At 44.4% G+C, this 13,874-nt stretch carries 12 protein-coding genes; 8 read left to right on the plus strand and 4 right to left on the minus strand.

What is annotated here, in order from left to right; all coding sequences use genetic code 11:
- Positions 1-15: 15 nt before the first annotated feature.
- From VIN08_RS21520 to VIN08_RS21540, 5 genes are all read left to right on the plus strand, one after another.
- On the plus strand, positions 16-2,934 hold the full coding sequence (locus VIN08_RS21520) for a glycosyl hydrolase (protein ID WP_331969588.1): 2,919 nt from the start codon (positions 16-18) through the stop codon (positions 2,932-2,934).
- 262 nt (positions 2,935-3,196) lie between these two features.
- Positions 3,197-5,119 carry an LTA synthase family protein gene (locus VIN08_RS21525; RefSeq protein ID WP_331969591.1) on the plus strand — a complete coding sequence of 641 codons (1,923 nt, stop codon included), beginning with the start codon at positions 3,197-3,199 and terminating at the stop codon, positions 5,117-5,119.
- A 109-nt stretch (positions 5,120-5,228) separates the two neighbouring features.
- The gene (locus tag VIN08_RS21530; protein WP_331969594.1) at positions 5,229-5,684 is read left to right on the plus strand and encodes a hypothetical protein; all 456 of its coding nucleotides are present in this window, start codon (positions 5,229-5,231) and stop codon (positions 5,682-5,684) included.
- Between the two features lie 27 nt (positions 5,685-5,711).
- Positions 5,712-6,485 (plus strand): phosphatase PAP2 family protein, encoded by a 774-nt coding sequence (locus VIN08_RS21535; protein WP_331969597.1) that lies wholly within the window; start codon positions 5,712-5,714, stop codon positions 6,483-6,485.
- A 329-nt stretch (positions 6,486-6,814) separates the two neighbouring features.
- The gene (locus tag VIN08_RS21540) at positions 6,815-7,582 is read left to right on the plus strand and encodes a phosphatase PAP2 family protein (RefSeq protein WP_331969600.1); all 768 of its coding nucleotides are present in this window, start codon (positions 6,815-6,817) and stop codon (positions 7,580-7,582) included.
- A 20-nt stretch (positions 7,583-7,602) separates the two neighbouring features.
- Here VIN08_RS21540 and VIN08_RS21545 read toward each other — a convergent pair whose 3' ends face one another.
- Positions 7,603-9,339 (minus strand): alpha/beta hydrolase-fold protein, encoded by a 1,737-nt coding sequence (locus VIN08_RS21545; protein WP_414693309.1) that lies wholly within the window; start codon positions 9,337-9,339, stop codon positions 7,603-7,605.
- A 205-nt stretch (positions 9,340-9,544) separates the two neighbouring features.
- Here VIN08_RS21545 and VIN08_RS21550 point away from each other — a divergent pair, with 205 nt between their 5' ends.
- Together VIN08_RS21550 and VIN08_RS21555 are read left to right on the plus strand one after the other, a co-directional pair.
- Positions 9,545-9,949, plus strand: a complete 405-nt coding sequence (locus tag VIN08_RS21550) for a response regulator (protein ID WP_331969603.1) — start codon at positions 9,545-9,547, stop codon at positions 9,947-9,949.
- A gap of 582 nt (positions 9,950-10,531) precedes the next feature.
- Positions 10,532-10,723: a hypothetical protein gene (locus tag VIN08_RS21555; RefSeq protein WP_331969605.1), complete on the plus strand. Its 192-nt coding sequence runs from the start codon at positions 10,532-10,534 to the stop codon at positions 10,721-10,723.
- Between the two features lie 123 nt (positions 10,724-10,846).
- On the opposite strand, the gene VIN08_RS21560 is transcribed toward VIN08_RS21555, so the two are convergent.
- Together VIN08_RS21560 and VIN08_RS21565 are read right to left on the minus strand one after the other, a co-directional pair.
- Positions 10,847-11,020 carry a hypothetical protein gene (locus tag VIN08_RS21560; protein ID WP_331969608.1) on the minus strand — a complete coding sequence of 58 codons (174 nt, stop codon included), beginning with the start codon at positions 11,018-11,020 and terminating at the stop codon, positions 10,847-10,849.
- 79 nt (positions 11,021-11,099) lie between these two features.
- Positions 11,100-11,447: a hypothetical protein gene (locus tag VIN08_RS21565; protein ID WP_331969611.1), complete on the minus strand. Its 348-nt coding sequence runs from the start codon at positions 11,445-11,447 to the stop codon at positions 11,100-11,102.
- A 341-nt stretch (positions 11,448-11,788) separates the two neighbouring features.
- On the opposite strand from VIN08_RS21565, the gene VIN08_RS21570 reads away from it, so the two are divergent.
- Positions 11,789-13,189, plus strand: a complete 1,401-nt coding sequence (locus VIN08_RS21570; RefSeq protein WP_331969614.1) for a sugar MFS transporter — start codon at positions 11,789-11,791, stop codon at positions 13,187-13,189.
- Between the two features lie 199 nt (positions 13,190-13,388).
- On the opposite strand, the gene VIN08_RS21575 is transcribed toward VIN08_RS21570, so the two are convergent.
- On the minus strand, positions 13,389-13,874 hold a 486-nt coding region (locus VIN08_RS21575), incomplete at its 5' end, for a family 43 glycosylhydrolase (RefSeq protein WP_331969617.1).

Raw genomic sequence — 13,874 nt, forward strand, 5'->3', positions numbered from 1 at the left:
TTCTTATTATTGTATATGGAACTTCGTCCTTTTCTCTATAGTGGTATCCTGATCATCATCGTAATGGTCGTATCATCTTTCTATCCGCAACAAATTGCTCCTTCTGTTACAACGCCTTCTCTATCGCCTGACCCTCTTCTATCGCCCGCTATATTTCAGCATCCTCCACAACAGTATGGCATTCGTTGCTGGTGGTGGTGGCTTAATGGAAATGTAACAAAGGAAGCCATTACCCGCGACCTCGAAGAAATGAAACGCAAGGGATTTAGTGGTGCCAGCATTGTTGATGCCGGAGGACAAAATCAACAAGGCAACGGTAATGTACCGGAAGGCCCCCAATTTGGAAGTATTGAATGGCGTGCGTTATTTATACATGCTGTGCAGGAAGCGCATCGTCTCGGGCTGGTGCTGAGTCTCAACATACAAAGTGGCTGGAATGTAGGCGGCCCGGATGTAACTCCGGAAGAAGCCACCAAACATATCACATGGTCAGAAATAACAGTAGCCGGTCCGTTGCGAACTCCGCTTACGCTGCCACTACCTCCGGTACGCGATAACTACTATAAAGATATCGTGGTGCTGGCGTTTCCGAAGAGAAAGGATATAAACCACCCTCCTATAGCTGACCTCGCTGTGAAAGCCGCTTTTAAAGAAGGCGATCGCTCCGGTTTTGATACAGAAAAATTACTGAACGATGTTGCCGCCTCTCCGGGTGAAGAGGACGCTATACTGCAAGATATAGTAGTGATACATGCTATACCTGATGCCTCGGGAAAGATCTCGTGGCAGGTACCTCCCGGTGAATGGACCATTATGCGTTTTGGCTATACTCCCAGTGGCGCTGAAGTATCCACTGCCAGCGGTAAGTGGCAGGGACGTGTAATTGACTATATGAACGCGACATACTTCAATCGCTATTGGGATACACATATAGAACCCCTGCTTACAACGATCGGGCCACTGGCCGGCACAACGTTGCGGTACCTGCAAAGCGATAGCTGGGAATGTGGTGGCATTAACTGGTCGGATCACTTCGCAGAAGAATTTCGCCAGCGAAGAGGTTATGATCCGGCTATATATTTACCTGTTGTAACGGGCAAGATCATCCAGGACAGAAATGTCAGTAATGCTTTTCTTGCAGATTTTCGCAAGACGATTGCTGAATGTATAGCGGATAATCATTACCGTGTTTTTGCCGAACGTGCTGCTCATCACGGTATGGCTATACAACCGGAGTCGGCCGGGCCGCATGCTGGTCCGCTGGATGGATTGAAGAATTATAGCTTCAGTGAAATCATGATGAGTGAGTTCTGGTCGCCTTCGCCACATCGTGCGCGAATCGAAGATCGCTACTTTGTAAAGCAGGCATCCAGCGCTGCTCATATCTATAATAAATTACTGGTAGGTGCCGAATCATTTACTACGATCGGCCGACATTGGAATGATATACCCTGGGCTACGATGAAGCCAGCGTTCGATCATGAAGTATGCTCCGGGCTAAACCTAGTATTTCTCCACACGTTTACCTGCTCGCCTAAAGAAATGGGTTTACCCGGACAAGAGTATTTTGCCGGCACGCACATCAATCCCAATATAACGTGGTGGGAATTATCAACTGCTTTCTTCGACTATATCAAGCGATGCCAATATATACAGCAACAACCCGGCACTACGGTTACCGATATACTCTATTACTATGGCGACCATGTGCCCAACATCGGCCATTTAAAAGAACATGATCCGGCTCATATACTGCCCGGTTATGATTATGATCTCATCAACGAAGATCGTTTGCTTGCACTGGAAGTAAAAGACGGTCGACTCACTTTGCCGCATGGTGTAAACTATCGCGTACTGGTGCTGCCGGAAACAAAAGTACTTTCACTCGCAGCATTGCAAAAGATCAAAGCGCTGGTATCTGCCGGAGCTACGGTTATCGGTGCTAAGCCGGAGCGACTCGTTAGTTTATCCGGCTCTCCGCAAAGCTATACCTTGTTTCAGCAATATGCTGATGAACTTTGGGGTAAAGAGGCACATTCTATCGGAGAACATAAGGGCGGTAAAGGTGTTGTAATCGCTGGTAAATCGGCACGACAAGTACTGACCGATGCCGGCATTGCTCCCGACTTTGATTACAACAATATATCGTCAATCAATAAGCCTTATGATTATATACACCGTGTTGTACAAGGACAAGATATATACTTTGTAAGCAGTCAGCAGGAAACTGAAGTATCCGGAGAATTTTCGTTCCGTGTAACCGGGCGGCAACCTGAGTTATGGAATCCTGTTACAGGTGAGGTCGCACCGGCCAAAGCATTTCGTCAGCAGAACGGACGAACTTATATACCACTGCATTTCGATCCGCATGGTTCTGTGTTTGTCATTTTTCGCAACGTTGTTACAGCACAACCATCTGCGGCATCTTCCAATGCAACAGCCTATAAAAATATATTGAATATACCGGGGCCATGGCAGGTTGCCTTCAACCCGGCTGGCGGAGCACCTGCTCAGGTTACTTTCGAAAATCTTGTGAGCTGGACCAATCGTACCGAGACAGGCCTTCCCAATTATTCTGGCGAGGCTATCTATACTATATCTTTCAACGTACCGGAATATAAAAAACAGCAACGTTATTTTCTCCGACTGAATAGTATACAGGATGTTGGCATTGCAGAAGTAACGCTCAACGGCAAAAAGGCGGGTATAACATGGACACCACCGTTTCGTGTTGAGATAACCGATGCCGTCAAGGCAAAGAACAATAGTCTGCAGATAGCAGTAATCAATTCATGGCGTAACAGGCTGGTGGGTGATCGTGCATTGCCGCCAGAAAAACGCTATACACAAACCAACATTACCATAAAACCCGAATGGACGTTGCTGGATGCCGGGCTTCTCGGGCCGGTGCAAGTTGAAACAATTGCGCCCTAGCTGTTCTTAATCCTGTACATCTTCAGAATCTCTTCAGAATTTAATCAGGATTATAAAAAATCAGTTTAACCGCGAAGATATCAACCGGCAGTGCCTAAAACTATATCTATCCCCGAGAATAAGTTTCCGCAAAATATAGTTTGTTACACTGTTTAGTGTTACAACGAAAATTATACCCATAGCCTCGCAATTAAGCGGCTACACTTCATTCAGATTTCCTTCAGAATCACCGGCTTGATTTGAGAAGTTATTAATCTAACCGATGCTTATTTCATTTCTGAAAAGAACAGCGCAAGGACGCTTTGGCGCTATACTCCTGCTCATCACTTTGCTTGTAATCATTTCCATGCTTACACGCCTGGTGTTCTTTCTATACTCCTTCAGCAACGTAGAGATTTCTTTCCTGAATATAGCAGGCATCCTTCTATTCGGGTTGTTCTACGACCTGGTGAATGCCAGCTACTTTATTATACCCTTTGTATTATATCTGTGGCTTGTTCCGCAGCGGATATATATAACCCGCTGGCATCGTTTTGTACTTTACGGACTATTCTTTGTTTTCACATTTATACTCTTGTTCAATGGCGTTGCCGAATGGTTCTTCTGGGATGAATTTAACACCCGCTACAATTTTATAGCCGTTGATTATCTTGTATATACCACAGAAGTTCTTGGTAACATTCGCGAGTCGTATCCGATCGAGTGGATCATTGCGGGGCTGGTTATACTTTGCGGTGCCATTACGTATGCCCTTCACAATCTACTGAATGCTACACGCGTCATTCCCATTCGTTTTAAAAAACGCAGTGGCTATGCGCTGATTTTGCTGGCGTTCCCATTGATATTTTTCTTTACCGTAACGGCTAAGTATCATCGCTTCAGCAACAACGCGTATGCGAATGAACTATCCGGTAACGGCATGTACGAACTCTTCGCAGCGTATCTCAATAACGAATTGAGCTATGAGCAATTCTATAAGAAGATCAGCAACAATGAATCGTTTGCCGAAGTAAGAAACATGCTGCGTACACCGGAAACCAGGTATATATCCAGTGTCCCATTCGATATCAGCCGCAAAGTAGTACATACCGGCCCGGAGAAGAAACTGAATGTAGTAATGATCTCGGTAGAAAGCCTCAGCGCTGATTTTATGAGCAGCTTTGGCAACAACCAGAATATTACGCCTTTCCTGGATTCACTTTCTCAACACAGCTTATTCTTTACACATCTGTATGCTACCGGTACCCGTACTGTGCGTGGCCTTGAAGCGCTTTCACTTTGTGTTCCGCCAACGCCCGGTCAGTCTATCGTACGAAGACCGCATAACGAACATCTTTTTACGCTGGGAAAGATCTTTGAAGAGAAAGGATACGAAAGCAAATTTATTTATGGTGGCTATGGATACTTCGATAACATGGCCTATTACTTCTCCAACAACAACTACAATGTTGTGGATCGCGATGCGCTGAAGGATGAAGAGATCGACTATGAGAATATATGGGGTGTAGCCGATGAAAATCTCTTTACACTTGCAGAGCGCGAAATTGAAAAGACTCTTGCATCCGGTAAGCCTGGCTTCACACACATTATGACCACTTCCAATCACCGCCCCTTCACTTATCCGGACGGACGCATTGATATACCTTCGCACACCAACCGTGAAGGCGCAGTGAAATATACCGACTATGCTATTGGCAAGTTCATCAAGTCCTGCTCCAGCAAGAGCTGGTTCAATAATACTATATTTGTTATTGTAGCCGATCATTGTGCTTCCAGCGCAGGCAAAACCGAATTGCCTATCAGCAAGTATCATATTCCGTTATTGATATACTCTCCGGCAAACCTCCAGCCGCAACATGTAGATCGCCTGATGAGCCAGATAGACCTCGGCCCTACGTTGCTTGGCATGCTCAACTTCTCCTATACCAGTAAGTTTTACGGCTATGATATATTTTCATTGGAGGCCGGACGCGAACGGGTTTTTATCAGCACCTATCAAAGTCTGGGCTATGTACGCAACAACAAACTGGTTGTATTATTACCACAACAGAAACTGCAAACATACCAGATCAACTTCTCCGATGAATCGATGGTGCCAACCAATGAAGACAAAGCATTAACACGCGAAGCGATAGCCTGGTATCAGTCAGCAAGCTATGCTTTCAGCGAAGGGCTTATGCGATGATGCACTATATCTGAATAAAAAATATATCTATATTTTTTATTGCTGATTATAAAAACTCGGAATGTCTTCAGAATAGCAGCCGTAGATTGGTATAGTAAAATAAATAACCATGAAACGTTCTGCTTATCTGCTCGCCGTTACATTGGCTGCCTGCACTATCGGTTGCAAACACAAGCATAGAATAAAAATTCCGGAAGCAGCGCGAAGAACTCTCCATGCGCTATATCCCGCCATCACCAAATCTACCTGGAAAGTAGAAGATGATGGTAACTACGAAGCTACATTTCACTACCAGGGAAAAGAAACATCGATCGTGCTTTCTGCAGAAGGAACACTGCTTGAAAAAGAAATGGAGATACTGCAAACATCTTTACCTGCTCCCATTAAAGAAGCTATACAAAAAGATTATAACGGCTATGGCATAGAAGAAGCGGCCGTACTGGAAACCAACGGTATAGTTCGCTACGAAGCGGAAGTCTCAAAAGATGACGAGACCTTCGATCTCATTTTTAATGCTGATGGAAACTTATATAAGAAGATCCGGAAAGAAGAAGACTCCGACTAGTTCGTTACACGATCAATCTTTAATACCATGAAATACTGCACCCTGTTTGTATTCCTGTTACCGTTGGTTTGTTGCGCGCAATACAATCAACAAGAAAGAAAAAATGAAGCCATCGATTTGCGTGTGCCCGTTGCTGAAACTGCAAAGATATCCAAAGCAAACGAGTGGGTTCGTGCCATGCGGGTGCCCACGGCACTGATAGCGCTCGGCATATATAGCATGAAGAGCACGAAAGTTATTAACCGCATGGAGATACGCGAAGAGCGAAATGAATATTTACCACACTTTCGCCACCATGCTGATAATTACCTGCAGTTTGCTCCGGCAGCAGCAGTATATGGGTTGAATGCGCTGGGTATAAAAGGTAAAAATACATTCGCGAATCGAACGGCTATATTGGTCAAAGCAGAGATCATCATGATCGCGATCGTTTATCCGCTCAAAAAACTTACTGCCGTGCCGCGTCCTGATACCGGGCAGCCCACCTCCTTTCCTTCCGGCCACACGGCTGAAGCCTTTGCTGCTGCTACATTTCTTTCCAAAGAATATGGCAGTCAAAGTATCTGGTATTCTGTAGGAGCTTATACCGTAGCTACCGGTATAGGTGTGATGCGGGTATTGAACAATCGGCACTGGATATCGGATGTATTTGCCGGTGCGGGTATCGGTATCTTATCCACCGAAATTGCCTACCTCACACACCAGTATAAATGGGGTGGCAAAAACAGAAGGGCGTTGGTAATGCCTACTTACTCGGGCGGGTCGGGTGCAGGTATATATTTCAACTATCGCTTTAAATGATGGCGCATTGCGTGCGCAACAGAGCCTTTACGGTTTCGTAAAGTGCGGGCAAACACCTGATAGCATTTCACTCTTTATATATAGGCAGATGGACGGATCAACATTTTTTTGCATGCCGCAGCGCGGAGTAACCGCTTAAATCGGCATAAAATCAAATGTTTTTAGGTATATGTACCATATCAGGCAAAGAATTAAATTTTTTTTCCACTCGGATATACTATTTTTATATTAAATTAAATCATTGGCTCACTAAATTCTCAGACTAACGGCTCTACTCTACCTAACGTAACACTTATTCTTACCCTACTGGAAGGGGTTTTTAACGAGCTATGAAACACTGTCTGTTCCTTATTTTCGCAGGTTTTAGTCTAACCAAGCCTTGTTGCGCACAAATCAATCAGCATGCACGCGAGGAGAAGATTGACTTGGCCCTTGCTACGGCTGAAACTCCCAAAAAGAAAAATGCGCTGTTCCATGCAGCAAAATTACCGGTAACACTTATTGGCCTGGGTATATATGCTACGGCCGATCATAATATTATAAACCGGTATGAGATACGCGAAGAGCGAAATGAATACATGCCGCACTTCCGCTGCAAGCTCGATAACTATATGATGCATGCACCCGTGCTTGCGGTATATGGTTTGAACCTGGCCGGTGTAAAAGGAAAAAATGATTTCAAAAACAGAACATTGCTGCTGGTAAAATCAGAAATGATTATGGCAGCACTTACATTCTCAGTAAAGAAATTTTCGCACGTAGAGCGCCCGGACGATAGTAACAACTTCTCTTTCCCGTCAGGTCACACAGCGCAGGCTTTTGCTACCGCTACGTTTATGGCAAAAGAATATGGCGACCAAAGTATATGGTATAGTATAGGTGCGTATGGTATGGCTACCACGGTGGGTGTTATGCGTATTCTGAATAACCGCCACTGGATATCGGATGTACTGGCCGGTGCCGGTATAGGTATACTTTCTACCAACCTGGCTTACCTGACTCACCGCTATAGATGGAAGAACAAGAACAGTGATGTAACGGTTATTCCCATGTATAACAATGGCCCGGGTATTTACCTCGGATATACCCTGCACTAGAAAATCACCTTACACTATTATCAATAGCGCCAGCTCCTCGTATCAGCACCGCGGGGAGCTGTCTCTTTTATACGCTGCAGTATCTTGGGTAAATACATGGTGTTGTAGCGCAGTCGCGACACATAGTTAGGATTATTATGATCGCCATTCCAGCAATGCTCAGCACGATCGCCATAGTCTACTTCTCCTTTATAGAACGGAGTGGTTGTTTTCTTCAGGAACTCCTCCATCAGGTATACCGCGTTGTTCAGATAATAATTATCCATGTCGCCACAGTATAAATGTATCTTACCCTGCAATTTAGGACCAAGTGTTTTCCAGTCACGCTCCAATATATAGCGCAGGTCATAATGTTCTTTCCAGTAAACTGCTACCGATGAATCTATATCTCCGGTGAGTTTATTGAATATACGTTTCGGATAACCATCGGCACCCTGCGGAGAATATACCGCTTCCCATATATCCCACTGCTGGCCGGAGCGCGAATGTGTACCCAGCGCCAGTTCATAATGATTGCTCTCCTGCATGGTGGATTGTATCTGCCCGAGATAATTACGATGCGATGGTATAGGCACACGTTTAAAGGGCGAATCGTACCAGTAAGCATTTTTCTGCTTGTAAATATCTACCAGGCTATACGCACGGAAGTCGATCGGGTCAGGGCAAGCAGCAAAGCATCCGTTAAATTCATCGGGATAAAATATTTGTGCGGCCAAGGCTTCCCATCCTCCGGTAGAGCCGCCATACATAAAACGGGCCCACCCCTGCCCTATACCTCTGAATTGTTTTTCAACAGCAGGAATCAACTCTTGCATGATTGCATCACCATACGGACCGAGGTTGGCTGAGTTTACGGCATACGAATCGTCATAGTACGGATTGGCATGTTGTATCTCTATAATCAGGAACCGAGGAAAATCTTTACTGGTCCATTGCTTGTAAAAATTATAGGCTTCCTGTTTTTCAAATTTAGCATAGCCATAGATGTTGAAGCGCGAATTATAGTCGGATGTATCCATCGAGGCCGGAGGTGGCTCCGTGCTAAAACCACCAAAGTCGCTGGGAAAATGTCCGTGAAAGACCATGAGTGGGTAATGTGCCTCCGGGTGTTCATCAAAACCTTCGGGCAATAGTATATGTGCGCCTAAATACATAGGCTTACCCCAGAACTCACTCAATAATTTACTCTGTATACGTACGTGGCGGATATATTTAGAGTCCTTCGGAGTCTCTACCGGAGGGATCTTTTGGTCCATCACGATCTTTATAGTGCCTGCTACAGCCGGATCGATCTTTACTTGGGCTGGTATACTATAAAAGTTACCCGGTTTACTGTTCCACTGCTGGCCTTCACCCTGGTCTGGCGGGAGCTTTACCGTGTGGCCTGTCTTCAATGTATAGGTTTCATACCGGTTAAGCAGTGCCTGCACGGTATATTCTCCCGGAGGAATATCATCCAGCGATTGTATGGGGAAGCCAAACGCCTCCCTGCTATCTACTATAACCTCTCCACCGGGCAGCAGTCCTTCCACATCTACACCAAAGATCAATTGTGTTGTCAGACCATCGTTTATCTGGAATCTCGGCTCGGCTTTATTGTTATTGGATAGCATGAGCAACAGCCTGCCATCCTGTGCCTGTTCACTCATCTGCGGAGTATAGGTAATAGAAAAGGTAAGTTTACTGCTGGTTGTGTCCGGAGTACACTTTAAGCATAGGATAAGAAGTATACCAGACAGAAGGGTTGATCTTTTCACAGGCATAGGTGTTGGTGTATATATGAAAAGCTACAGGTTCTGCTTTAATAATGCCAATGTTCTTTATACAAGCGGTAACACTATAGAAAGACCGGGTAACAACTAAAATTTGAAAATAGGATTACATTGTTTAACTTCATCTTGTTCCTTCCTGCAGCCTCAGAGTTTTTTGTTTTTGAATTATACATCTGAAAAATTCCGGATCATGATGAAAGTTATGCTGGTTGATGATGACCAGATCTCCAATTTACTCAATAAGAAGACGCTTCAGCGCATGGGTATAATTAACGAGGTACATACTGCGCTGAATGGCGAAGAGGCTATTACATTACTGAATGATTACTTTCAGGGTGCGCTCTCTATGCCGGATATTATACTGCTGGACCTGAATATGCCGATCATGGATGGTTTTACTTTTATAGAGGCGTTTAATAAACTACATATACCTAACAAGGAGAATGTAAGGATTATTATAGTTACCTCTTCGCAGAACCCGAACGATATGGATAGGGCCCGGTCGTTAGGTATACTTCACTTCCTTACCAAGCCTATAACGGAGAATAATTTACGTATAGCACTGGAAGGATTGATGTCGGCAAATGGTAAGTGAGACTATTTCTGCTCATATCCGGACACTTTTTCAACATTTATAGGCTATATCTCGATCTATAGCACCCTATAGCACCGCTGGCCGGGCGTATGAAGTGAACTATAGAGTATATGAAAAGCCTTTATCCAACCCTATGGCCATGCGCTGCTATACCCCTAAACCTTTGTTATAACAAGCGCTTATACCCCTATAAATAGGTATTTATAGCATGCCAGTGGGCCGATAGCGGCAAGTATAGGCCCCCATAAGTATGGCGCAGGCGGGAAAAGTAGTATATTACTACTATATATTTAAGGGTAAATATGGACTTCCGGGCGTATTGTATACCTATATTTATGCCGCAGTTATACCTATATTACCGTATATCCTATAAAAAGTGTATATTTACAGCAGAATTAACAGACATTTGTACGCTGATACCTATAGATAGGTTTATGTATAAAATGAAATATAGCGCTACATGGAGACATTATTTTATACTCTTTGCTGGCATAATTATTTCGTTCGCATACAAATGAGTATACTTGCACTTTCTAAGCACTTAGATAGTTTATATTTTTTTCAACACAAAAAACCAGAAACATGGCAAAGAAAAAACTCCCAGAAAACCACGGTAAATTAGTTACCAAAAAAGAATTAGCGGAAATTAAGAAACTTGTTAAGCAAGGTAGTAATTCCTCTAAAGTTGCTAAGCAAATTGGCCGTACTCTTGGCTCGCTGCGTAAAATCGCGTTCGACAATCAGATTTCGCTTCGCGTTAAGAAGGCAAAGTGATGATAGGAGATCCGGAGTGATCTCGTCAGAACCTACTTATTGTTAAGACAATAAATGTTCGTAGCCCTGCGCTGTATACCAGTGCAGGGCTTCACTTTTTTACGAACATTCTGCTCGGGAGGATTAAGTCTGCGGTATAGCTATAGCTTGCAGTCGCTCGCGCTCTACGGCAATAACACTTCTGCCGGGCATCTCTACACTATACATGGTTTTGGAACGGTTGACGGGTTTAACGATCACCACTACGATTTTGCCGTCCAGTAAATACTGACGGCCTGTTTCTAATTCATGAATCATCTTCTTACTACTACTGGTCTATAAAGGATCGGGCACAACTTGGAAAGTACCTTGCGGTCTTGTATTTATTAAATTGTTTTTAAGAGGCGTAAATATACTTTTTTATCAGGCGATCGATCTCCCGGTAAAATAACCGGCTATCGTCTTCGGTAAATTCGGCATTGCCTGTTTGTTGAAAGGATCGGATAATGGGTTCGTATAGCTCGGCATCGATCGGGTCTGTAAGCAGGTTCTTCAGGTCTCGCTTCATGAACTCTATCTTCACCTTCGATAACTCCACTAATTTATAGTGTTCGGCTACATACGCCACCAGGTTCCTTTCATCCAGGAAATCCTTGATCAGCTCATTCCTGTATCTGCGGATGAGGTCTGCTATATCAGCGGATGACTGTGATTGTGCCGGAGTGAATTTTCCTGGTTCCTGCATGGAGCTGTAAAAGTAAAACTATTCGCGGAGCTTTGTGAGTCTTTCCGCTAAAAACCTTTATCGGTTTGATATTCAGAACGATTTTTTTTACTGAATCTCACCTCTATACCCCCTGTTTCTAACAATAGTCCGGTATATCTCACCAAATTCTGTTTTTGTCTCAGCTTAAATACTTATACCGCCCTTACAACAGTAACTGCAGAGAAAGGTTCATGTGTGTTGAGTATTCTGTTGCCTCTCCTGGTGTATCCATTACACACTTGCCTATTTTAAACTTTCATTTTTTTTACAACACCAGAAAATGCAACTTGGCCGCCTAATCAATCAGTAACCAAAGTTTTATGGCGTCTATCGTATCTACACCCACGGCCGCTTCGCAGCCGCATGAAAAGGGTAATTATACCTTACCACTCATCATTCTTACAACGCTGTTCTTTATGTGGGGCTTTATTACCTGCATGAACGACATTCTTATTCCATACCTGCAGGGGATCTTCAAACTTTCACCTGCGCAGGCTGGTCTTATACAAAGTGCATTCTTCGGTGCATACTTCTTTGTATCGCTCATTTACTTCCTGATCTCCATTAACCTGGGCGATCCGCTGGCTAAAATCGGGTATAAAAATGGTATCATCGTGGGGCTTTTAACAGCTGCTGCAGGATGCTGCCTCTTCTACCCTGCTGCCGAAGCCAAAGCCTATGGTATATTTCTGCTGGCACTTTTTGTACTGGCCGGTGGTATAACCATTTTGCAGATGGCCGCCAATCCGTATGTAGCGCTCCTCGGAAACCAGGAGACCTCTTCAAGCCGATTGAACCTGACACAAGCTTTCAACTCCTTTGGTACTACCATCGCTCCAATCATTGGTGGTAAACTTATTTTTGAAAGTGTAGGCGGCAAAGAACACATGACTGCTGAAGCCGTGAAGACTCCCTATCTGTTCCTGGCCGCTACATTAGTGGTGATAGCCGTGATCATCAAGATGTCGAAGCTGCCAAAATTTACCGGTGAGAAAATAGAGAAGGGCCTGGAAGTATTGGGCTTCTCGCACCTTACGCTCGGTGTGATCGGTATCTTTATGTATGTAGGGGGCGAAGTAGCTATAGGAAGTTACCTCGTTCGTTATTTCGATGAGCTGCTGGGCTTTAATGAAGCAACGGCTGCCACATACGTAGCGTACTATTGGGGTGGTGCTATGGTGGGCCGATTTATCGGTGCTATATCTTTGACCAACCGCAGTCAGTCGCAAAAGTATGCACTCATGGCTGTTATAATGCTTATTGCAGTGGTAACAGTATATTTCGTAACACAGAATTTAGACTATGCCCTGATTGCTCTTGGATTAGTAGTGGGTAATTGCCTTGCCTTTATAGCCGGTAAATCTTTCCCGGCAAGAACACTGTCCATCTTTACCATTATAGTAATAGCACTTCTGTTAACCACAGTGTTTACTACGGGTTACGTAGCGATGTGGTCTGTACTGGCAATCGGGTTGTTTAACTCCATCATGTTCCCGACTATATTTACTCTGGCGATTAAAGATCTGGGTAAATATACCAGTCAGGGTTCTTCGTTATTGGTAATGGCCATTGTGGGCGGTGCTGTTCTTACACCGGTTACCGGGTTAATTGTGGGATCAATAGGCTACCAGAAAGCATTCCTCTTCCCGATTATACCCTACCTGTTTATATTCTACTATGGTATAAAAGGCCACGAAGTAAAACGGAAAGCATCGGCTTAATTTAGCGGAAAGCTTAACGTGTAAAGCTTAAAGTTGAGAGTAGTAGTATGTATACTTTCGGCTTTAAGCTTTTGTTTTTCCTACTGCAGCCAGCGGCTATTTTTCCCGCAGATCACGCGGATGAACGCAGATAAATACAAAATATAGGTGCCACTCACTCCTCTCTTGCTCACACCCGCTAGCGGCTCGAAGCTAACCACTATTTCACCGCCTCCACTCCTTCTGCGGTGATCTTTACCGGTTTGATATGGCCTTGCGCATCAAAGTATAGATGGTCGATGCAGGTTACACGGTGGTTGGGATGTGTTTCTCCCAGCGGACGTCTGTGATATACAATATACCATTGGTCGCTGTTGGGTATGTGAAGTATAGAATGATGGCCGGCACTTGTGGCTACCGATGGATCCTGTTGCAGTATTTTACCGATGCGCCTGAATGGCCCGAACGGTGAATCAGCTATAGCATACGCCACCGAATAATCAGGTCCGCCCCATCCGCCTTCTGACCACATGAAGTAATATTTACCATTACGGATAAACATGAAGGCTCCTTCTACATAACTCTCGGGGGTTACTTCTTTAAAGGTGGTTCCGTCTGCAAAAGGAACAAGGCCGGTAAATGTACTATTGAGTTTAGCCACGTTGCAGTGTCGCCAGCCACCATAGAATATATAGTAGCTGCCATC

Origin of the sequence: Ohtaekwangia sp., from assembly GCF_036568665.1 — a bacterium.
In the GTDB taxonomy this organism is placed as follows: domain Bacteria; phylum Bacteroidota; class Bacteroidia; order Cytophagales; family Cyclobacteriaceae; genus Ohtaekwangia.